Source organism: Chryseobacterium tongliaonense (assembly GCF_041224435.1).
GTDB lineage: Bacteria > Bacteroidota > Bacteroidia > Flavobacteriales > Weeksellaceae > Chryseobacterium > Chryseobacterium tongliaoense.
Genome location: NZ_JBGFFD010000003.1, coordinates 60,458 through 82,153, shown reverse-complemented (window position 1 = coordinate 82,153; position 21,696 = coordinate 60,458). Strand labels below are relative to the sequence as shown.

Genomic DNA, 21,696 nt, shown 5'->3' with positions numbered 1-21,696 from the left:
ATAAAATGAAAATAGGAATTTTAGGAGGCGGTCAGCTTGGAAGGATGCTGATTCAGAGTGCGTTGAAATATGACGATCAGTTTTATACTCTGGATCCGGCTTCGGATGCGCCTTGCCATACTATTTCATACTTTACACAAGGGAATTTCAATGATTATCAGACCGTTCTGGATTTTGGGAAAGATAAGGATGTCGTAACGATAGAAATTGAACACGTAAATGCCGATGCGCTTGCCGAACTTGAAAACCAGGGGATAAAAGTGGTTCCGAATGCTAAAATTATCAAAATGATTCAACAAAAAATCCTTCAGAAGGAATTTTATAAAACTCACGATATTCCGAGCCCTGAGTTTCAGGTAGTCTGGAACAGCGATGATAAAATTATGATGCCACTACCTTTTGTTCAGAAAATGAATACCGGAGGCTATGACGGAAAAGGCGTTCAGGTGATTAAAACAGAAGAAGATTATCAGCATTTATGGAAAGAAGCTTCAGTTATAGAAAGCCTGGTAGATATTGATAAAGAGCTTTCCGTTATTGTTGCCAGAAATGAAAACGGAGAAACGAAAACCTTTCCGGTGACCGAAATGGTAGCCGACCCGAAACTGAACTTACTTGATTTTAATATCTGTCCTGTTTTCTTAAGTGATGATGTTCAGAAACAGATTGATTCAATTACTGAAAAGTTTTTAAATGCCGTTAATTCCCCGGGACTTTTTGCTATCGAGCTTTTCCTTGATCAGAACGGGAAAGTCTGGGTAAATGAGACGGCTCCGAGATTACACAATTCGGGGCATCAGAGCCAGGAAGGAAATGCCAATTCACAGTTTGAGCAAATGTACCGCGTTGTGAAAAATTTACCATTAGCAGACACAGACACAATAGGATACAGTGGAATGCTGAATCTGGTAGGTGCTGAAGGCTATTCAGGAAAAGTGATCTATGAAGGAATGGAAGACGTTTTAAAACTTCCCAAAACATACATCCATCTGTACGGAAAAACAGAAACCAAACCCGGAAGAAAAATGGGGCACATCAATGTGCTGGCTGATTCAAAGGAAGAGCTGATGGAAAAGCTGGTGAAGGTGAAAGAGATGGTAAGAGTAATTGCGTAAAAATCATATCATAAAAAAGACTGTTCCTAAAAACAGTCTTTTTTTATTTCCAATCTTTAATTTTCAGTTTAGGAAAAATCAGAGACTATTTAAACATCTTCTGAATCACATTCCCGATCTCTATAAAATCGCCATGATTCCCTACAGAGCGTATTTCCGGGCTGTTTTTATCATATTCGGAAAAAGGAAAAATAAGCAGATAATTATTATCATTTAAATATTTATTCAGAAGCTCGGGAATAAGCCTCATCTGCGGAATGTAGGACTGCATTCCTCTCTTTGCCATTAAAACAATAAGCGCTTCATCTTCTTTTAGCTGGGCTGCGGTTTTTTCTCCGTCGCGCCATGTATTCATAATGATAAATTCGGCTTCTATATTGGCTTTTTTAATGATTCGCTGTAAAATATCCTGAATGTTTTCTGAAGCATAGAAAGCCATGGTAGCCCCGGAATTCCGGGCAATATTCCATACCCTGAGCAAAGCATGAAAGAATCCGGCTTCCTTGTGGGCATTTTCAGGAATCATCACGGCATATTTCTTAATGGTTGAAAGAGGCTGCGCAGCATGGTAAACCAGTACATTCACATCGTCATTCTGAAGATAACCGTTGTATAAATTGTAAACAAAAGAAGGGGAAAACCCTTTTTCATCTTCAAGGCCAATGATAAGATCAGTGATTTTCTGTTCCTTGATCACATTGTTGACCCCATTAATTACGTCATTATCATATCTTTTTAAAGGCTGTAAAGCAACATCTGCTGCGGCGGCAGCATCAGTAGCCTGATGTAAAAGCTTTTCGGCATTTTTCACCGAAGATTCATTCTTATCTTCATTGATAACATTCAGGGCAAAGAGATCTTCCGTATTGGTGTGGGCTTTGATCAGGATCCCCAGATTTATCATTCGTTCCACGGTTTCTTCATGGTTGATTGCCAGCAAAATATTTTCTTCCTCATGGCTGTTTCCGGATACGGTATCTTCATTGTCGCTTTCTGCAATTTTCTGGGCGCTTGACATAGATATAAAAGAGGAAATCGTACAGGAAACTAAAATCAGTAAAATACTTCCGTTCAGAACATGCTCGTTGAGCAATCGTACAGGTTCTCCCGTTTCGGTTTCAGAGATAATAATGTTGTAACCTACCATCACTGAAGCCAGAGTTGCTGCTGCCGAAGCCGAGCTCAGTCCGAAAATAAGTTTTCCTTCATCTTTGGAAAGCCTGAACGTTTTCTGAGTAGCTACAGCAGATAAATATTTTCCACCAATCGAAGCGATCAGCATAATTCCTGCAACTTCAAGGGTTTCAAGGCTCTGATAAAAAACTTTAAAATCAATCAGCATTCCGACACTGATCAGAAAGAAAGGGATAAAAATTGCGTTTCCGACAAATTCTACCCTGTTCATCAGTGAAGAAGTGTGAGGAATAAGTCTGTTTAACGCCAGTCCTGCAAAGAATGCTCCGATAATGGCTTCCACGCCTGCAAGCTCAGCCAGTAAGGCAGCCAGATAGATCATAACCAATACAAAAATATATTGTGAAATTTTATCATCCACTTTTTTGAAAAACCAACGGCCGATAATCGGGAATACCAGTAAAACAATAAGCCCGAAAATGAGGAATGAAACCGACAGCTTTACCCAGAATTCGGTTCCCACATCACCCTGGGACATTCCTACGATGATAGCCAGCACCAAAAGGGCCAGCACATCTGTAATCATGGTTCCGCCGACGGTAATATTAACGGCGAGGTTTTTTGCGATCCCCAGCTTGCTTACCAGAGGATAGGCTATAAGAGTATGTGACGAAAATAAACTTGCAAAAAGAATGGAAGTCAGTAATGAAAAATGTAAAAGATAATAGGCTCCGAGAAACCCTAAAACAAAAGGAACCGTAAAAGTATAGATTCCGAAGGTGAGGCTTTTCCATTTATTCTTCTTGAAATCTCCCATATCGATTTCCAGACCGGCTAAAAACATAATGTAAAGCAATCCGGTTGTCCCGGTAACCACAATACTGCTGTCTCTTGCCAGGATATTGAAGCCGTTTGGGCCTATCACGGCTCCGGCAATAATCAGTCCCAGTAAATGTGGAACTTTTATTTTATTCAGTAAAAGAGGAGCCGCAAGAATAATAATCAGGACCACTAAGAATTTCAATACAGGATCTTCTATCGGAAAACTCAGGTTGTGTATGCTCAGTAAAATCATAAGTGTTTTTTATTTGGAAGAACGGGTCAGTTCAACAGAGAATTTTGCAAGGCAGGTATTATCTACCGAAACAGTTCTGGTACCTTTGATCTTGGTGTCGGAAATATCATTAAGGCGAACGTTCATTTCCACATTTTTTTTAGCGGTGGAATCGGTTTTGAAATTAAGCTTAACCTCGTTGCTCTCAAATTTCCCTGAATATAATCTTACCAGGTTATTATTGTTGATGATTTTGGCGACCAGTTGAGTAGAATCACTGTCAAATTCCCAGGTATCCGTTCGCTGATCACCTACCACATAATCACTGCAGTTGGATTCGGTACAGATCACTTTTCCACTCCAGGATCCGGTTATTTCTGCAGGCCAGGCTATTATCTTTACAGAATCTTTTTTAGCGAAAATGCTGTCTCTCATTTTCAGTAACGCCTGATATTCCGATTCTTTTTGGGCGAATAATTTTTCTTTTTCAAGAAGCTGATGTTCTCTTTCAACGATGTTTTTTTCCTTTTGAGTATCATTGCAGCTCATCATAAAAAATGGGGTAATCAATGGGATCAACAAAATTTTTTTAACCATATTGTAGGAATTGATGTAAACAATATAGTCAAAAAAATACAAACACGAAAGCGATCGCTGAGAAACTAAGGCGTTTTTACCTTGGATCTTTTAAACATTTCAGGATTGTAATTAATAATAAATACCCCTAAAATAATTAAAACAGCTGCCAGAATAAATTTAACGGAAATAACCTCTCCCAAAATCAGCCAGCTTAAAAATATCGATATAATGGTGTTCACATAAGCAAGAATGGAAACCTGAACCGGAGATATTCTGGTAAGCGCATAATGAAAGGCAAAAAATGCAGCCACAGAGCCAAAAATAGCCAGGTAGATCATAGCAAAAACACTTTTGAAAGACCAGTTCCCGAAATTATAATCCTCAGAAAATAAGAAGGCAAAGATAATCTGCAGAACGCCTGCAAAAGCAAACTGGTAAAAAAGGTTTAAGGTGATGTTTCCGCTCTGGATATTCAGTTTTTTAGTAAAAATAGTTCCTGATGCCCAGCCTGCAATAGCAATAAACAAAAAGATAATTCCCATGGTATATTCCGGATTGGCAAAATCTTTGAGCCCGTCCCAAAAAATAAACAGAATACCGCAGAAACACATAAGGACTCCTATAGCAGCCCGGACACTGAATTTCTGTAACCCTATCGCTACACTTCCCAGAAAAACAATAATCGGAGAGGTGGCGCTGATGAGTGATGCTAAACTGCTGGTTATCGTTTCTTCGGCAACTGTGGTCATTCCGTTGGCGATAACGAGCATCAGTGTAGAAAAAACAATTTGGTATTTTAAATTCCTCCAGCCGATCCATTTAAATTCGTTACGGTAAAGAAGAACGAGAAGCATAATAATGGAAGCGAGAAACTGACGTATTCCGGCAACAAACCAGGCCGGAATGGTTTCAACTGCAACACGTATGGATAGAAAAGTGGTTCCCCACACAATAGCAACGGTGAGAACTGCAAAAATAAGCCTGTAATCTTTCAAAATATCTATGAAAATGGTGTACTGCAAAGGTATTTATTTTAAACTGATTTCAAACAGGACTGGCTTTGATAAAATAAATGATCCCTGCTCAATACTGTCTATTACTTTTTTTAGCGTGTTGTTTCTTTTATAGGTTTCTGAAAACACAGTTATTTTAAAAAACAGATTTTAATTTTTATCTTTGAAAATCTAATAAATTGAAGATGGTAGGAATTATTATGGGAAGTCAGAGCGACTTACCGATTATGGAACAGGCTGCAAATTTTCTGAAAAGCCTGGATATTCCGTATGAGCTTACGGTAGTATCGGCTCACAGAACACCGGAAAGAATGTTTGATTATGCGAAAACAGCTAAGGAAAGAGGATTGAAAGTAATTGTTGCCGGAGCGGGCGGTGCAGCTCATCTTCCGGGAATGGTGGCAAGCTGTACAACACTTCCCGTGATCGGAGTTCCGATTTTATCAAGCAATTCTATTGACGGTTGGGATTCCGTATTGTCAATTCTTCAGATGCCGGGAGGGATTCCTGTAGCAACAGTCGCTTTAAACGGAGCACTGAATGCCGGAATTCTGGCTGCTAAAATTCTGGGAAGCGGAGATGAGCAGGTAGCTCAAAAACTTCAGCAATATCAGGATTCTTTGAAAGATAAAGTATTGGGTACTGTGGATGATATCAAAGAGATGCACCCTAATCAGTATGATAAATAAAACAGAATGCCTCACTAAATTTTTAGCGAGGCTTTTTTATTGGTAAAGTTATATGCTATTTTACACTCATCATTTTTTATTAACGCAAAGCTTTTAAAATCCGACTGTTACATTTTAAGAGAAACAAAGGAAAAGCAGCAAAGCTGTTATGAAGCATTCTTTTGAAAATCTGTTTTATAGATTAAAAAACTTCTCATCTTGGATATATCCGGTGCATAATTTTCTTTGCGATATAAAACCGATCATTGAAAGAACCGGAAATAATAAGTGTAAATAGTTTATATAGTTATCTTATTTTTTAATGAATTTAAAATTCTGAGTTTTCTCTTTTGTAATGATTTGCAGCATATAATTTCCGGGATTTAAAAACCGGATATCAATAGAATTACCGGTCATTGTCCTTAGTGTCAAAATTCTTCCCGAAGCATCCAGTATCATATATCTTTCTGCATTATCGGCATTTTTTACATAAATAACATCTTTTGCAGGATTGGGGTAAACGGATATTCCGTTTCCGTCTGATACCTCAATTGTAGATAGCTGGGAAGAGCACTGGTTATTGTAAGTGTCTCCGGAAATAATCCATCCTTTACTGATCAGATTATTTCTTGCGTTTACGGCAAAAGGGGCAGCATAAACCAAAGGAGCCACACTGGCTAAATTGATGTTGTTGGGAGTTGCTGCATTTATGCTCCATCCGTACAGGGTGTTATCATAATTCTGACAGTTCAGTCCTGAATTCAGGAACATTTTCTGGGCCTGTGTTAAAGCAGCTAAACTCCATGACCCGATATTTTGATTGAAACTGTTGGCTTCATGAAACATTTCTTCCATAACGGTTACTTTGGAAGTGTCCCAGTTTCTCAGATCCTGATTGAATGCCATGGCCCCGTGAAATGTATGCTCCATTGCAGTTACTTTGGACGTATTCCAGCTGCCTATCGGTTGGTTAAATTGGGTAGCATAATCAAACATGAAAGACATATCGGTTACGTTTGAAGTATTCCAGTTTCCCAAAGGCTGATTGAAAGAAGTTTCCCCGAACATATAAAACATCGTTGTAACTGTTGAAGTATCCCATGTATTAAAACTTGGATTTCCCACCAATGAAAAACATAAATAAAACATCTGTTTCATACTGGTCACAAAGCTCAGATCAGGAGTATCCGGAGCACTGACATCTAAATTGGTGCAAAACACAAAAGCATCTTCAAAGCTTTTCCATTGAATACTTCCCCATTGGGCAACGTCTATAATTTTTGTTCGGTCTGCATTGGTATATCCGGGAATAAGCATTCCATCGAAAAACCTTACACGGTCAAAGTTTCCGTTTCCGTTGCTGATTTTAATACGGTAAGTGGCATTGGCAGGACTGGGATTCAGAGGAGCTCCGAAATTGACGGTGAATTCCAATGTTGAGGTGACGTCAGTTAGGCTACCGTTATGCTGCGGATATCCTACCTCTTCCCAGTACACATTAAAGTTGGTTCCTCTTCCAGGAAAATTAATCTGTTGGGAAGATCCGGGCTTCCAGATGGTAATAAATTCATTCTGGGCATTAATGGTTTGAAATAAAATGGTAAAAAGAACAAGGGCTAAAAGTTTTTTAAGCATATTTAAAGTTTAGTCAGATTTTTGAATACTTTGTTGATCCGTTGAGGGTTATTTTTTGATAAGCTTCAAAGAATAGGTTTTCTCTTCTGAGATCACCTGTAAAATATAATTTCCTTTGATCAGTGAATTTACATTAATATTTTCTCCGTTCAATAGTCCCTGAAGTACGATTCTTCCACTGGTGTCAAAAATTTTATAGCTGCTGAGGCCTTTTATATTTTTGAGATAAATAAAGTCCGTAGCCGGGTTAGGATAGATGGAAGGTTGATTATGCATGGACTGTTCCGAAGTTCCCAACCTGCATTCACCTATTACATCACCGGTCATGACCCAGTTTTTGCTGATCAGTATATTTCTTTTACCGATGACGTCTGTGGAGTACATCAACGGGGTAAGAGCTCCTAAATTAATATTATCAGGGGTATTGATATTATCTGCCCATCCGCTGAGGGTCTTGCTGTAGTTTTCACAATCGATGCCTGTAAAAGAGATCATGGCTATTGCAAGAGTTAAAGAGCTCAGATTCCAGTTTTGTAAAGATTGATTAAAACTTGAGGCGAGCCAGAATAATGCCAGCATATTCGTTACCTGGCTTGTATTCCAGCTGTCAAGAGGCTGGTTAAAATTGGTGGCGTTGGCAAAAGCGGTGTTCATATCGGTTACCTTGCTTACGTCCCATGAGTTCAAAGGCTGGTTAAAAGCTGCAACAGCGTGAAACATATGGCTGATATCCGTTACATTTGAAGTATTCCAGTTTCCTATAGGCTGATTGAAGTTTGGAATTAAATGAAACATAAAGGACATATTGGTAACTTTGGAAGTGTCCCAGTTATCCAGTGGCTGGTTGAATGCTGAGCAATTCGCAAACATATATCGCATATCTTTTACTTTGGAAGTGTTCCAGCTATTTAAATTTTGGTTAAAAGACCTTCTTTCGTTAAACATATAGCTCATATCTTCTGCGGAAGACGTATTCCAGGAGCCGATAGGAGCGTCGAAAGCATTGTTGGATGGTATTGATGAGTAAGGAGTGAAACCAAACATATATCTGAAATCTTTTACACCGGAAGTATTCCAGTTTGACATGGATGGATTCCCTGTAAAACTGAATGTGTCGGAAAACATAAATGAAGCATCAGTTACATTCGATAAGTTGGGAGAATCTGTTGCGGTAAGCTGCAGCAGTTTGCAGTTGGCAAAAGCGCTGGCCATCGAAGTCCATTGGATATTTCCCCATTGCTCTATCCCGGTAATCCTGTCGACACTGCCATAGAGGTTCCAGGTTATAAAAATATTTCCGTTATTGCTTGTAATACCGGGTATGCTGAACCGGATCTGTTTGAAAGTTCCGGCACCGTTACTTGCCTTTACTCTGAAAGTTGCATCGGCCGGTTCAGGGTTTAATGAGAATCCGAAATCGATCAGAACCTGACTTGCAGAAGTTACGTTAGTCATTGTTCCGTTGTGTTGAGGAAAACCGACTTCTTCCCAGGTGATTGTATAATTATCACCAATTCCCGGAAACCAGATCTGATTGACTCCCGCTGCTGTAGGCGCATTGATAGTAGTTGGGCTCTGGATATTAGGCTTCCAGATCGTGATAAACTCGTTTTGAGCTTTGGAAAATTGAAATAAAATGATAAGAAGAATAAAAGTTAGAAGTTTTTTATGCATATCAAGATTTTGTGAATTAAAGATAATAAAAATAAAAAACTCTCCAAATTTTTGAAGAGTTTATGGGTATAATTGATTTTATTTTATTTTTTAATGAATTTAAATGCCTTAGTCATATCTTTTGTAATAATCTGCAGAATGTAATTTCCGCCCATCAGATGGCTGATGTTAATTTTTTCATCTTTCAAAGCGTCCTGCACTACAATTCTACCTGAAGCATCAAGGATTTTATAACCGCCGGTCGATTTCATGTTTTTAATATAAATAAAGTCTGTTGCAGGATTGGGATAGATCTCGACAGGATGGGTTGCTGCCGTATCAGAAGTTGATAACATGGCACACTCCGCATTGTAAGTATCTCCTGTAATCGTCCATCCTTTATTATTAATTAAATTATTTCGGGCAGCTACGGCCTGTGCACTCGAATAGATCAGCGGAGAAACGCTGGATAGATTAATATTATTCGGTGTTGCAGGATTCAGGTTCCAGCCATGAAGCGTGTCATTGTAGTTCTGGCAGCTTAAGCCTGAGTTTAAAAACATATTTTGAGCATACAATAATGAGCCTAAATTCCATTGTCCTAAATTCTGATTAAAATGCGAAGCACCGTTAAACATATCTACAAATCCATATACATTGCCGGTGTCCCATATCCCGATATCCTGGTTGAAGCTTTTTGCATTCTGAAACATCTGAGACATATTTATAACATTACCTACATTCCAGTTTCTGATATTCTGATTGAAAGCGGTTGCATCACTGAACATTCCATTCATATTGGTTATGTTGCTCGTATCCCAGCTCCCGATATCCTGGTTGAAAACAGCGGCATTATAAAACATATGATCCGTTTCAATCAGGTTTGAAATATTCCAGTTTCCGATTGGCTGATTAAATTTGAGAGCATTGGCAAACATAAATTCACTGTTTGAATTTTCAGACAGGTCCCAGTTCCCGATAGGCTGGTTAAACTCTTCAGCACTATGAAACATCGCAATCATAAGATTTACATTTGATGTATTCCAGTTGGCAAGCGGCTGATTGAAAACGGATGCTCCGAAAAAAAGATAGGCCATGGTTTCTACATTGGAAGTATCCCAGTTTCCCACAGGTTGGTTAAATAATGAGCATCCCATAAATGTACCATCCAGATTGGTAACAGCGGAAATATTCCAGTTGTTAATGGTTGGGTTTCCTATCAGTTGAGAACAGAAAAAGAACATATTATACATATCATGAACATTGGATAGATTCGGGAGATCGGTAGCTGTGACATTCATAAGGCTGCATCCTGAAAATGCTTCCCGCATTGAAGTCCATGCAATAGTGCCCCATTGTTCTACACTCATTAATTTTTGAGTATCCCCAATCGGATAACTGCTGAGAACTACAGTCTGATCTTTAAATCTTATGGCGTAAAAATTACCGGCTCCATTGCTCACCTTTACACGGTAAGTAGCATTTTGAGGATCAGGATTTAAAGGAGTTCCGAAATCCAATAAAATCTGGTACGCTGTGGTGACATTCGTAAGAGTTGCCTGATGTGAAGGATATCCGACTTCTTCCCACGAAATGGTATAATCGTTTCCTCTTAAAGGAAGCCATGCCTGAGTAGCAGACGAATTATAAGGAACACCACTGCCCGGAGGCTGAATATTTCCCGGTTTCCAGATCGTGATAAATTCGTTTTGAGCCTTAATAAACTGCACACTTATGATGAAAAAAAAGAGCACTATTAGTTTTTTATACATATATCAATAATTTGCGAAATAAATATATATAAATAAATAAAATTGTGCAATTTTTTAACAATCAGCTTATTGTAATTTGTTTTTTTTGTAAACTTTAAAGTAGCCTAAAATAAAAAACTCCCCAAAAAATTGGAGAGTTTGTATTAATCCTGAATCATATTGTCCCGGGTATTTTTCTGAACGGTAATAGCACCAAAAAGAGCCAGTAAAAAAGCAAATGCATAAAATCCTTTTTCACTCGGAAGAATAGTGGCATTCCAGAGGCCGATAGCAAGCAAAACAATCGACGAAAGGGTGGCAAACCAGCAGATCCCGTAGTAAATATCCGTCACCGGAATATTCTCGAGCCTGTCACGAACTGCCTTCTGTAAGGAAACTACGGCAAATAAGCCATATAATAGGATTGTAAAATAATATCCTTTTTCATTAAGCTGCATTTCAGCTCTTGCAAGACCTACAATAAAGCCGACCATTCCCGCTCCCAGCGCAATCCATGATGCTGCTACGAAAGCATTTGATACTCTTTGTTTTTTCATTAATTAGAATGTTTTTTTGTTTAAAGGATAAATATATCATTTTTATTCACTTGTCTGCAATAACTGAAATGTTGAAATTTTATTATATTAATTCAATTCCCCTCCTTTGGAGGGGTTACCCGAAGGGTGGGGTGGTTTAAAAAAGAAAGAAAAATAAAAAACTCCCCAAAAAAATTGGAGAGTTTGTATTTGAATCCTTAAAAAGGACTGCTGTTTAGTATCTGTAATATTCAGGTTTGAATGGCCCTTTTACATCAACACCAATATAATCAGCTTGTTCAGGAGAAAGAACCTCCAATTCAACGCTTAATTTCTTAAGGTGTAAAGCTGCTACTTTTTCATCTAAATGTTTCGGCAACATATAAACCTCGTTTCCGTAAGCTTCAGAATTATTCCAAAGTTCGATCTGAGCCAAAGTTTGGTTAGAGAAAGAGTTAGACATTACAAAACTTGGGTGTCCTGTTGCACAACCTAAGTTTACCAATCTTCCTTCTGCAAGGATGATCACTTCTTTACCACCTTCCAGAGTGTAGATATCTACCTGAGGCTTAACTTCAGATTTAGTGTGACCATAATTTTTGTTTAACCATGCCATATCGATTTCATTATCGAAGTGACCGATGTTACAAACGATTGCTTTATCTTTCATTTTAAGGAAGTGCTCTCCTCTTACAATGTTGAAGTTACCGGTTGTTGTAATGATAATATCTGCATTATCAATCACAGTATCCAGTCTTTTTACTTCGTAACCGTCCATTGCAGCCTGTAAAGCACAGATAGGGTCAATTTCAGTAACGGTAACGATAGAACCTGCTCCTCTGAATGAAGCAGCAGTACCCTTACCTACATCTCCGTATCCGCAAACTACCACTCTTTTTCCGGCCAGCATTACGTCTGTAGCTCTTCTTACGGCATCTACCGCAGATTCTTTACATCCGTATTTGTTGTCAAATTTAGATTTGGTAACAGAATCATTTACGTTGATTGCAGGCATTACCAAAGTTCCGTTTTTCATTCTCTCGTACAGTCTGTGTACTCCGGTAGTTGTTTCTTCAGAAAGCCCTTTGATATCTTTAGTGAACTGAGGGTATTTGTCAAAAACCATATTGGTTAAATCTCCACCGTCATCCAGAATCATATTTAATGGTTTTCTGTCTTCACCAAAGAATAAAGTCTGCTCAATACACCAGTCAAATTCCTCCTCATTTAAACCTTTCCAGGCATAAACCGGAATTCCTGCAGCAGCAATGGCAGCAGCAGCATGATCTTGTGTAGAGAAAATATTACAAGAAGACCAGGTAACTTCAGCTCCTAAAGCTACCAACGTCTCGATAAGCACAGCCGTTTGGATGGTCATGTGAAGACATCCTGCAATTCTTGCACCTTTAAGCGGCTGAGACGGTCCGTATTCTTCACGGATTGACATCAGACCCGGCATTTCGGCTTCTGCAAGAGTAATTTCTTTTCGTCCCCATTCTGCTAGGGAAATATCCTTAACTTTATAAGGAATGTATTGTGTTGTAGTACTCATATGTAATGAATAAGTTTTTAATTCAATTGATATCGAAGTGCAAAATTACGATTAATAATTAAGATATAAAAACGACATCAGGGGTTCATTTATATGAGATTATACATGATTTAAAATTATTTAGTTTCATTCTAAATAATCTATTTTTGTGAAAACAAATTTTATCTTTATGAATCATACCAATACACAGGAAGATGCTCAGAAAAAAGCAAAACCACTTAGTCCGAAAGTAAAAGAGTTGATTGCAAATACTAAAAGTGTAATTTTGGCCACAGTAGATGCAGAAGGAAATCCAAATTCGAGTTATGCTCCTTTTGTACAAGTCGATAATACATTCTATATTCTGGTGTCTTTCATGGCAAGGCATACCAAAAATCTTGCAGAAGGAAGAAACGCCTCAGTGATGTTTATTGAAGACGAAGCTGCCACAAAACAGATTTATGCACGGGAACGTTTAACGATCGAAGCTGCAACCTCTCAGGTAGAAAGAGATTCGGAAGCCTGGAACCAGATTGTTGATAAGCTGAAGGCAGCTCACGGAAAAGTGCTCGATGTGATTTCCGAAATGAAAGATTTTATCCTGATCGGTTTGCATCCCGTTAAAGGCTCTTATGTAAACGGATTTGGAAGCGCTTATTTTGTAGATGAAAATTTAGAAATTCTTGAGCACAGAAATGATGTTGATCATCAGTCAAAATAAATAGGAATGGAAGCTGGAAGCGGGAGGTTAGAAGTTAATATTGGTCGGCGGATTTCTTTTACAGTTAAAATTAAAAATCGAAAGTCTATTAATAAAAAATAAAAAGTTCTTTATTCAACCTCTATAAACCTCCAGCTTCCCGCTTCCATCTTCTCTCTTCCCATTTTTCCCATCCACTTCTTTTTACTATTTTTATCGAATAAAAAAACAATGCCTCTTTACCGGGATTTTTCTGATGACAACGCTACGATTCTGATCTGGAAATATGATGAGAACGAAGAACTGGATATTAATGAACTTTTAGAGCCTGAAAATGCCGAGAAAGTGAAAGATTATCATCCGAAAAAGCTGCTTGAGGTATTGATGGTACGCAAGCTTTTAAAAGGACTGAAGCCCCATTCAAAAATTTTATACAAAGAAAGGGAACCATTTCTTTATCCAAAAGACGCGGAGATTTCCATTACACATTCCTTTCCTTTTGCTTCCATTGCCATTTCCAATAAAAAAATAGGGATCGATATTGAAAAATTCAACCCGAAGATTCTGAGAGTGATTGATAAGTTCACCTATGAAAATGAGCGGGGGTTTATTCCGGAAGATAAGGCAGATACGTTCTATACCATTATCTGGAGTGTAAAAGAAAGCATGTATAAAATTCATCACTCAAAATACTGGTCCCTGAAAAAAAACTATGAAGTAAAACCTTTTGAGCTTAAGCACCTTCATAAAATAAGCTGCAGAGTTTATGATGATCAGTTTTCAGATGAGTTCAAAGCCAGGGTAGAATTTTTTGATGATTACTGCTTTACGATTGTGGAAGAGTAGACGTTTCACTTTTGTACTTTTCAATCACCTTTCTCTGTTCTTTTGCCACGTCATATATTAATTCCAGAACGTCGTGAATGTTTTTCAGTTCGGTTAAACGCGAAATTTTCTCTGGATCTCTCCGGTCATACGATTCATTTTCTTCAATCTCGGTCTTTCTTTTCAGAAGCATATCTTCAATAGAAGAATCTTCAGGCTCAAGGCGGCTTTCCATTTTGAGGGCTTCATTGATTTTCTCATCGTTAAGAAGGGCAGAAGTCTGCTGCATTTCAGATTCTATTTTCCGGCTCCAGCTTTCAGCGTCAATTTCAGGGTATTTCCTTTCACTTTTCGAATATTGGGAAAGGGAAGCGGTATAAGCGGTAATAAGATGTGAGGTTGCGACAAACTGATGAACGACTTCCAGTTTTTTCCGCTGGTTTTTAGGTTCAGAAATCATTCTTTGAAAATTATCCGAAAGATTGGCCAGGGAAATGATCGCATTTTTACGCTTCATTTTATAATCTTCAATATCAAAATCATCCTGCAGGAATTTTGAAATCACACTTTGAAAATAGATCAGGTTGCTGGCTGCAGATTTTTTCATCAGGTCCAGGTTTTGAGTGTGCTCCCAGACCGGAAGCACGATATAGGAAACCAGGAATGCAATAATCCCTGCAATGATGGTATCCACAATCCTGTCTGTAAAAATAATGTCAATTTTTCCAGGGCTTAAAAAATTAAAACTCAGGAAGACGTAGATCGTCATAAATAATACCGCCCAGAAATATCTCCCTTTCAGTAAGCTGAAGCAAAGGATCATGCTCAATAAAAGAATGGTGAATAATACTGCATTGATGTCTATAAAATGCAATATAATATACGCGACCGTAGCTCCTGCAATGGTTCCGTAAAGACGAAGCCTGTTTCGCTGCTTGGTAATCGAGTAGGCGGGTTTTAGGATAGCGGTAATGGTAATTAATATCCAATACGTATGCCCGATCGGTAACAGCTGGAAAAGTGAAAAAATATAACCGATCAGCAAAGCCGTTGTAATACGGATGGCATGACGGAATTGGGAAGAAGAAAGGGAAATATTATTCCTTAAAACTTTAAAGTTCAGCTTTTCTTCATTAGGCATAAACTTCTTTAGGTCCAATCCGGTGGAAAGACTTTTGGCCAGTTTTACATTCTGCGAAAAAACTTTATAAATTTCGGTGATTTCCTTGGTGATCTCATTAATACGCATCAGAATCTGACGAAGAATCATGAAATTCTCAAGGTTGTCGGGTGTGATCTGCTTACTCCTGAGATCGAAATAATTATAATTCAGATTTTTAAGTTCGAGATCAAGGTTAAACATGGGTTTTGCCCTGGTTCCGAGCTGAAGGGATATTCCGATATTGGTAATTTCTTCGGAAAGCAGGTTAAGATAATCATGAATATTCACCAATATCATACTGTCTTCAAAACTTTGCTGAAGCTTCTGATAATCACTTTCGGAAGTCATGAGTTTTTCATGAAGGTCCATTGAATTCAGAAACATCAGCATCAGTAATCTGCTTGTTGTGGTAGATTCGTTAACGATGGTTCTGGTTTTAAAAACTGTTTCCCTGGTTTCTTCCTGCAGGTTTTTTATCTCAATCTGCTTTGCAATAACCTGAGTCGTCAGTTTATCAAAATCCGGATTTTTCTGATAATAATTGGCTTTGATTTTCAAGAATTCCGCTAGCTGGAGATAATTTTCACCGATCATCTGGCTTGCCAGCTTATAAGGTTGTATCGTGCTGACAACAAGAAATATCAACAAAAACCAGACACAGCCGCCGGTAAAAATAAGCAAGCTTTTATAAATATTACTTCCGGTAAGGTGGCCGTCAATAAAGATGGCTAAAACAACAAGGGATAAAGATCCTACAGCAGCCAGCCTTTGGCCGTAAACCCCGATCAGGGAGAAAAACATTCCGAATACAATGATTTCAAGAAGAACGAGTACTTTGATACTCATCACTAAGCTTGCAATCAGTGCAACAAGCACAAAGCAGAATATGGCAAAGGTCAATGCATTTCTTCTTCTGATAAAAGGGCCTGGCTGATCTGTTAACGCTACAAAGCTGGTTCCGAGAGGGAAGAGGAAGTATTCTTTTAATATTCCGAAGTGGGCGAGAACCAGACAGGGCAAAACAGTAGCTAATGTAATTCTGATTGCAGAATATACATATTGACTGGTTACAAATTTTTTGAGCTCTGCCGAATAGTTCATAGTACAAAAATACTTATTGGAAATAAAAAAAGCCTCATAAAAATGAGACTTTTGTAAACTTATGTATTATATTTTTTTAATAATCAACATTAGATGTTTCGTCGCCGATGTTCCATGTTAAACCGAAACGAAGTGTATTATCTAAAGCAGTGTTGATTTTAGACATATTAATAAGGTAAGAAATATCCAATCCGAAAGAACGGTATTTTAAACCGATACCTGCTGTAGCAAACTGTCTTGCTCCCTGCTCTTCACTTTCATGGAAATACCCAGTTCTTACTGCAAAAGCATTGTCATAAGAATATTCTAAAGCACCACTGTACATGATACTGTTTTTGTTTTTGAAAGATTTGGTGATCCCTTGTATCGGGCCTACGTTAGGTACTTCATAGATAGGCTGTCTTGTATTAGGGTCCATTCCTACAAATTCAGATCCCGGTACTAAGATTTTAGAACCTTCAATGCTTAGACCTACTCTGTTTAAATCATCCAGGTACATATCATAACCAACCCCTAATCTTGCCATAGTCGGAAGATAAGATCTTGATTCTTCATTTCCTGTATAATCTAATTTCGGACCTACATTCTGAATGGCTAAACCTGCATTTAATTTACCGTCATATCCTCCGAAACTTGAGAATCTTGGAGAGGTATAGTATGCCGAAACGTCCACTGCAAATGAATTGGCCGGTTTAAGAGTAGTATCTGTGTTGAAACCTCCGGCTAAATCTGAACGGATGAATCTACCGGTAACAGCACCGGAGAAGGAATCGGAAAGCTTCATGGCATAAGCTACGTCAATTGAGAATTCGTTTGGTTTTGAAGTACCCATAGAAGTTACTTCCGAACCTACCAGCTGGGTTAAATCTACCTGCCCCATATTGAAGTAATAAATACTTGCAGAGATGGTAGCTCTTTCATCCTGGCCTAAGAATTTATGGAATGCACCATATAGTAAAAATACATCATTCGTAAGTTTCCCCATATAAGGTGTGTAGTTTAACCCAACGGAAGAACTTGTTCTGCTAAAAGGATATTTCGCTGCATTCCAGAATTGGGAAAATGCATCCGGAGAGGTAACTACACCCTGGTCTCCCATACCTCCTGATCTTGCATCCGGTGCGATTCTTAGAAATGGAGCTCCGGTTAATACAGGTCTTACCTGACTTAAATCTTGCGAATAGCCTAAAAAACCAGCGCTGATACCAATTCCTAAAAGCAGTTTAGTAGTTAAATTCATATGTTGTCTTTTATATATTATCAGTTTTTTATTAATATGATTATTTATTGTTGTTTTATTTTACTTCAAAAGTACCATTTTTTCTACAGCTGTAGCACTTCCTTTGCATTTTTCTTGATTTTGACTTTTTGCAAATATCTTAAAAATATACGTTCCTTTTGCAACTGTGGCACCAAAATCGTCTCTTCCGTCCCATTCTATTGCCTGACGAGGGGTTCTGAAGCCCTGTAGGAACGGTTCTGCCACCACCGGCTGAGATATTGTTTTTACTAATTTTCCTGTAATTGTGTAGATCTGAACATTTACATCCAGTATATCATCACAATTGTGCTCAAACTGTACATATGTTTTGTTGGTGAAAGGATTCGGCCAGTTTAATGGTCTGTTGATAACCAGATGCTGATCGGCCTCATCCTTAACTTCAAAGTTTAACGTTTCTGTCGTCGAATTATTGTTTATATCCCAAACTTTAAATGTTAATTGATGTTGACCTACCGCAAGATTCCTGAAAGGGTAGGTTACATTTCCTTTCTGATAGTCTGCAAGACTTGGGCTCAGGCATCCGTTTCCTTCTCCTGAAGCATAGAAATCATTTAATACGATGGTGTTGATAATTTGACCGTCCAAATATACAGTAATATCGTGACCGATACCAGAGCCGGTAGAATTTATTCCCGTATCATCGGTAACGCACGCAAGCAGCATAGGGTTCTGATTGGTAATTCCTCCGTCTGCGAAATTGGTGTTGTTCATATACAGCTTTACTTTCGGAGGCTGGCTGTCATTAATTCCGTTCGGGTTGATATCTCCCACCTGTACAGATTGATTGTTGAATACATCAGTAACCTTATTATCGGCATAGCCCAATATTCTTCCTTCTCCAACTGCATAGTTGATATCTTTCGGAACGTAGAACTCAACGGTGAAAACACCATTTACAGCAGTTCCCGATGCTTTTACGATGGCACTTCCTTCTTCAGTATAATTAAGAATCGGAGTAAGACCGCCGTCATTATTTAATGTTTTCTTATTTAATCTTTTATCAAAAATATTAATGACAACCCTTCCGTTGAATGTGGTATTCACTGTTCCGTTGGTATTATTGATATGCCCTTTAATCTTCACAAAATCCAATCCTCTGATTAATCCCGGTACCGGAGTATCGATATTGTCGATCACCAGTAGTCTTTTAGGTCTGCTTAGTTTCATAGCCGGGTCACCAAGAAGATTTACCTTTAAATGGTTGGGATCTGCTCCCTTTTGTTTTTTAGCATTCAGGTGGGCAACTCCTAAAGATTCAAAATCATCATTTACCAGTTTGAAGATGTCTTTGGTATAAAGATCTGTAAAATCACGTCCGTATCCTACCCCGATGGCACGGCTGGATGTGATCATGGCTGCAGCGCCTCCCTGTTTCATTTTCAGGAACCGTTCACCGGCAGAGAATGTTTCCGGCTCATCCCATAAAGTGAATTCACACGTTATCGTTGATACAAACGGAAATCTGCTGTATACATTGGAGAAATTATTGGCATTGTCAATTTCATCAAGAGTCAGTACTCTTTCCTGTGCCCATCCGCTGGTTCCCCCATGTCCGAAATAGAAAAGATACATGCTGTTGCCGATATCGTTGGAAATAGCCTGGTTCACCTGCGGATATCTTTGTCCTCCTGCCGTACTCTGAGCCTGGAAAGCATCCATGTATAATTTTCTTACGTTATATTCTTTAAGGTTGGTTGAGCCTGTTTGTTCAAAAATATTTGATAATGTATTATTCATTACGTCATGGAAAGGACCGCCTCCTTCATCATTATCATCTACAACGAAATCAAGTTTCATACGCCATTCCCCGAAAGGAGACGATTGCCCCGGAAGTGCATTATAATAAGCAAGGGTCTTGTCGATCATAGCCCCTGCTTCTGAAGCATTAGCTGCAGGAATTCTTCCCACAGGCAGATCGGGCAGGTTGCTGGTAATTGAAGTTACCGTCTGCTGAGGTTTGGTCATTACAATATAATCATCCGTAACGTATGATGTAATGTATTCGGAAGACTCCTCACTCTGATAACTTGAAACTACGTTCGTATTGTTGGAAATCCTGTTTTTATAGTCGTATGAAGTGTCTCCAAGAATAAAAACATATTTTAAACTTCCCAGCGGAGTATTGAGTTTTGTAACAAAATCACGGATTGCCGTAAGGTCTTTACTTCCGCTGCCAAACTCATTATAAATTTTATTGGCGTCTACAATCTGTACATTATAATTGTTTTTGGTCTGATGATAGCTGGCTAATCGCTGGGCCTGGCTCATCATTTCAGGAACGGTGATGATCAGATAGTCTATATTCTGTAATGCGGAAAGATCCTGATTGGCAATTCTTTCTACAAACTGTGGCGAGAATGCAGCATCAGCTTTGAACGCCACAAACTCATTATTGAAATTCTGATCAGCAGTGATATACCCGAAATTAAAGATTGTACCACCGGCAGCTTTATTAACTCTTCTGTTGGCATTGGTAATATCCGTAACGTCCCAAACCTGTTCCATACCGGAGGTGTTTGTAATGCTGAAGCCATATGCGGTATTGCTTCCGCTTACCAGTGAAAAATCTCTGAAGCTGATTTGAGAACCGTTATATTTCAGGTCTTCTTTATATTGTACCTCCACATAATCGAGATAGAAAACTCCGTTAGGGTTTGTGGTAATACTTGGTTTGTAATTAATAGAAATCTGACTGCCGCTTAAATTGCTTATCGTTCCGTTATACCTGAAAGGTCGGAAATCAAGGTCGGAAGACGATGAGGTCTGGGTCACCGGGTTCTGGGTATTGATATCGAAACCGATACTGTTTCCCTGGGATTTATATCCGATAACCTGGGTGGCAAATCTGATGTTGTCTCCACCCTGAATAGGTGAATTAAGAGTGAAGGTAACCGTTTTATCAGTTGTGAACGGAGCTTCTTCCACCCAGATTCTTCCTACTTTTAATAAGTTTTTCTGGTCGTTATTAAGCACCTGATAATTGTCAAACCTGGTAATCAGGTTAGCGGGAAGATTCGCATCTACCGTTTGAACTCTTTTTCCCTGTCCTTTATCAAAGTTGATATAATAATAGGAAAAATCTTCGTAGATATTTTTTAAATTTTCGGTTCTGTCATTTCTGGTATCCCTTCTTTTAAAGCCGTTACCGTTTGATTTATTATAAAGGTTGTAGCCGTTAGGTCCCTGTGCATAAAAAAGCGCGTAATCGTTATCATTCCATACTCCGTCGTCTTCACCTACCACCTGAATGGCATTTTCCTGTAATGCTCCGTATTTTACATCCTCATTGTGCTCCGGAAGCATAATACCACCGTTTCCGTAAATCCGGAAGTTTTTGGGATTAATAGAGCCGGGATTGATACCGTTATCTTTTAAAAACTGGGTGGTGATTTTGAAAATCCCTGATTTATCTACTTTAATTTTATAAAAAGCTCCGGTTCCGAGTGGATTTGTGGTAGTTCCCACCTTGTAGGTGCTTCCTGTATTGTTGGCTGCCGTTTCGGAAACATCAAAAGATGAAAGCCTCTGAATACGGCCTTTTACATTCTTGAATAAGGCCACATTGATGCTGGCATATTTTTCTCCTTCCAGATAATAGTAAACAGCATCTGTAATATCATAATCAGGTAAAGCATCTTTGTTGATTTCAAATAAATCTCTGTTCGAAATGGTTTCCCATACTAAATTTGAAATCTTTAACTGCTTTTCTCCTATTTTTTGTTTAGTTGTTATAAAAATGTTATTTTGGCTGAAAGAAAAACCTTCGTTTTTGAAGTTTGGAAGATTCATTTTTGTATCGCCGAAGTCTTGAACTTTAGATCCGTCCCATTCGATGTTTATTTTTTGAGCATAAAATGTTGATACAAAAGCTAATAGGAATAAAAACGTAATTTTTTGTTTCATGTTTGTTTTTAAAATTATCTAAATTACAAAATAAACGAAAATTTTATAATTAAA

At 38.4% G+C, this 21,696-nt stretch carries 15 protein-coding genes; 4 read left to right on the top strand and 11 right to left on the bottom strand.

Annotated features, from left to right (window positions below; all coding sequences use genetic code 11):
* The first annotated feature begins 5 nt into the window (after window positions 1–5).
* Window positions 6–1,115, top strand: a complete 1,110-nt coding sequence (locus AB8P06_RS07815; RefSeq protein WP_369840218.1) for a 5-(carboxyamino)imidazole ribonucleotide synthase — start codon at window positions 6–8, stop codon at window positions 1,113–1,115.
* Between the two features lie 85 nt (window positions 1,116–1,200).
* On the opposite strand, the gene AB8P06_RS07810 is transcribed toward AB8P06_RS07815, so the two are convergent.
* The 3 genes from AB8P06_RS07810 to AB8P06_RS07800 form a co-directional block, all read right to left on the bottom strand.
* On the bottom strand, window positions 1,201–3,324 hold the full coding sequence (locus AB8P06_RS07810) for a cation:proton antiporter (RefSeq protein WP_369840216.1): 2,124 nt from the start codon (window positions 3,322–3,324) through the stop codon (window positions 1,201–1,203).
* Between the two features lie 9 nt (window positions 3,325–3,333).
* The gene (locus tag AB8P06_RS07805; protein WP_369840214.1) at window positions 3,334–3,900 is read right to left on the bottom strand and encodes a hypothetical protein; all 567 of its coding nucleotides are present in this window, start codon (window positions 3,898–3,900) and stop codon (window positions 3,334–3,336) included.
* A 65-nt stretch (window positions 3,901–3,965) separates the two neighbouring features.
* Window positions 3,966–4,877, bottom strand: a complete 912-nt coding sequence (locus tag AB8P06_RS07800; protein ID WP_369840964.1) for a DMT family transporter — start codon at window positions 4,875–4,877, stop codon at window positions 3,966–3,968.
* 203 nt (window positions 4,878–5,080) lie between these two features.
* On the opposite strand from AB8P06_RS07800, the gene purE reads away from it, so the two are divergent.
* Window positions 5,081–5,584 carry a 5-(carboxyamino)imidazole ribonucleotide mutase gene (gene purE, locus AB8P06_RS07795; protein ID WP_369840212.1) on the top strand — a complete coding sequence of 168 codons (504 nt, stop codon included), beginning with the start codon at window positions 5,081–5,083 and terminating at the stop codon, window positions 5,582–5,584.
* Window positions 5,585–5,875: 291 nt separating this feature from the next.
* Here purE and AB8P06_RS07790 read toward each other — a convergent pair whose 3' ends face one another.
* The 5 genes from AB8P06_RS07790 to ahcY all read right to left on the bottom strand — a co-directional run bounded on the left by AB8P06_RS07790 (window position 5,876) and on the right by ahcY (window position 12,690).
* Entirely contained in the window at window positions 5,876–7,198 is a 1,323-nt protein-coding gene (locus AB8P06_RS07790) for a BspA family leucine-rich repeat surface protein (RefSeq protein WP_369840210.1), read from the bottom strand.
* Between the two features lie 48 nt (window positions 7,199–7,246).
* Window positions 7,247–8,872: a BspA family leucine-rich repeat surface protein gene (locus AB8P06_RS07785; protein WP_369840208.1), complete on the bottom strand. Its 1,626-nt coding sequence runs from the start codon at window positions 8,870–8,872 to the stop codon at window positions 7,247–7,249.
* An 83-nt stretch (window positions 8,873–8,955) separates the two neighbouring features.
* Entirely contained in the window at window positions 8,956–10,623 is a 1,668-nt protein-coding gene (locus AB8P06_RS07780) for a BspA family leucine-rich repeat surface protein (protein ID WP_369840206.1), read from the bottom strand.
* A 143-nt stretch (window positions 10,624–10,766) separates the two neighbouring features.
* Window positions 10,767–11,159: an inner membrane protein YiaA gene (yiaA, locus tag AB8P06_RS07775; protein WP_369840204.1), complete on the bottom strand. Its 393-nt coding sequence runs from the start codon at window positions 11,157–11,159 to the stop codon at window positions 10,767–10,769.
* A gap of 214 nt (window positions 11,160–11,373) precedes the next feature.
* On the bottom strand, window positions 11,374–12,690 hold the full coding sequence (gene ahcY, locus AB8P06_RS07770) for an adenosylhomocysteinase (RefSeq protein ID WP_369840202.1): 1,317 nt from the start codon (window positions 12,688–12,690) through the stop codon (window positions 11,374–11,376).
* A 169-nt stretch (window positions 12,691–12,859) separates the two neighbouring features.
* Here ahcY and AB8P06_RS07765 point away from each other — a divergent pair, with 169 nt between their 5' ends.
* Together AB8P06_RS07765 and AB8P06_RS07760 are read left to right on the top strand one after the other, a co-directional pair.
* Entirely contained in the window at window positions 12,860–13,390 is a 531-nt protein-coding gene (locus tag AB8P06_RS07765; RefSeq protein ID WP_369840200.1) for a HugZ family pyridoxamine 5'-phosphate oxidase, read from the top strand.
* A gap of 210 nt (window positions 13,391–13,600) precedes the next feature.
* Window positions 13,601–14,215, top strand: coding sequence for a 4'-phosphopantetheinyl transferase superfamily protein (locus AB8P06_RS07760; protein WP_369840198.1), 615 nt, complete (start codon window positions 13,601–13,603; stop codon window positions 14,213–14,215).
* Here AB8P06_RS07760 and AB8P06_RS07755 read toward each other — a convergent pair.
* From AB8P06_RS07755 to porU, 3 genes are all read right to left on the bottom strand, one after another.
* Entirely contained in the window at window positions 14,196–16,457 is a 2,262-nt protein-coding gene (locus AB8P06_RS07755) for an FUSC family protein (protein WP_369840196.1), read from the bottom strand. The genes AB8P06_RS07760 and AB8P06_RS07755 overlap by 20 nt on opposite strands.
* A 76-nt stretch (window positions 16,458–16,533) precedes the next feature.
* Window positions 16,534–17,697, bottom strand: coding sequence for a type IX secretion system outer membrane channel protein PorV (gene porV / locus AB8P06_RS07750; protein ID WP_369840194.1), 1,164 nt, complete (start codon window positions 17,695–17,697; stop codon window positions 16,534–16,536).
* A gap of 60 nt (window positions 17,698–17,757) precedes the next feature.
* Window positions 17,758–21,642 (bottom strand): type IX secretion system sortase PorU, encoded by a 3,885-nt coding sequence (gene porU / locus AB8P06_RS07745; protein ID WP_369840193.1) that lies wholly within the window; start codon window positions 21,640–21,642, stop codon window positions 17,758–17,760.
* Window positions 21,643–21,696: the final 54 nt, after the last annotated feature.

What these genes read in the sequence shown, in the direction of transcription:
- AB8P06_RS07815 (WP_369840218.1), top strand. Translation starts at nt 6, where the DNA reads ATGAAAATAGGAATTTTAGGAGGCGGTCAGCTTGGAAGGATGCTGATT.
- ahcY (WP_369840202.1), bottom strand. Translation starts at nt 12,690, where the DNA reads ATGAGTACTACAACACAATACATTCCTTATAAAGTTAAGGATATTTCC.
- AB8P06_RS07760 (WP_369840198.1), top strand. Translation starts at nt 13,601, where the DNA reads ATGCCTCTTTACCGGGATTTTTCTGATGACAACGCTACGATTCTGATC.
- AB8P06_RS07810 (WP_369840216.1), bottom strand. Translation starts at nt 3,324, where the DNA reads ATGATTTTACTGAGCATACACAACCTGAGTTTTCCGATAGAAGATCCT.
- AB8P06_RS07780 (WP_369840206.1), bottom strand. Translation starts at nt 10,623, where the DNA reads ATGTATAAAAAACTAATAGTGCTCTTTTTTTTCATCATAAGTGTGCAG.
- AB8P06_RS07765 (WP_369840200.1), top strand. Translation starts at nt 12,860, where the DNA reads ATGAATCATACCAATACACAGGAAGATGCTCAGAAAAAAGCAAAACCA.
- AB8P06_RS07805 (WP_369840214.1), bottom strand. Translation starts at nt 3,900, where the DNA reads ATGGTTAAAAAAATTTTGTTGATCCCATTGATTACCCCATTTTTTATG.
- AB8P06_RS07785 (WP_369840208.1), bottom strand. Translation starts at nt 8,872, where the DNA reads ATGCATAAAAAACTTCTAACTTTTATTCTTCTTATCATTTTATTTCAA.
- AB8P06_RS07755 (WP_369840196.1), bottom strand. Translation starts at nt 16,457, where the DNA reads ATGAACTATTCGGCAGAGCTCAAAAAATTTGTAACCAGTCAATATGTA.
- AB8P06_RS07790 (WP_369840210.1), bottom strand. Translation starts at nt 7,198, where the DNA reads ATGCTTAAAAAACTTTTAGCCCTTGTTCTTTTTACCATTTTATTTCAA.
- purE (WP_369840212.1), top strand. Translation starts at nt 5,081, where the DNA reads ATGGTAGGAATTATTATGGGAAGTCAGAGCGACTTACCGATTATGGAA.
- yiaA (WP_369840204.1), bottom strand. Translation starts at nt 11,159, where the DNA reads ATGAAAAAACAAAGAGTATCAAATGCTTTCGTAGCAGCATCATGGATT.
- porU (WP_369840193.1), bottom strand. Translation starts at nt 21,642, where the DNA reads ATGAAACAAAAAATTACGTTTTTATTCCTATTAGCTTTTGTATCAACA.
- porV (WP_369840194.1), bottom strand. Translation starts at nt 17,697, where the DNA reads ATGAATTTAACTACTAAACTGCTTTTAGGAATTGGTATCAGCGCTGGT.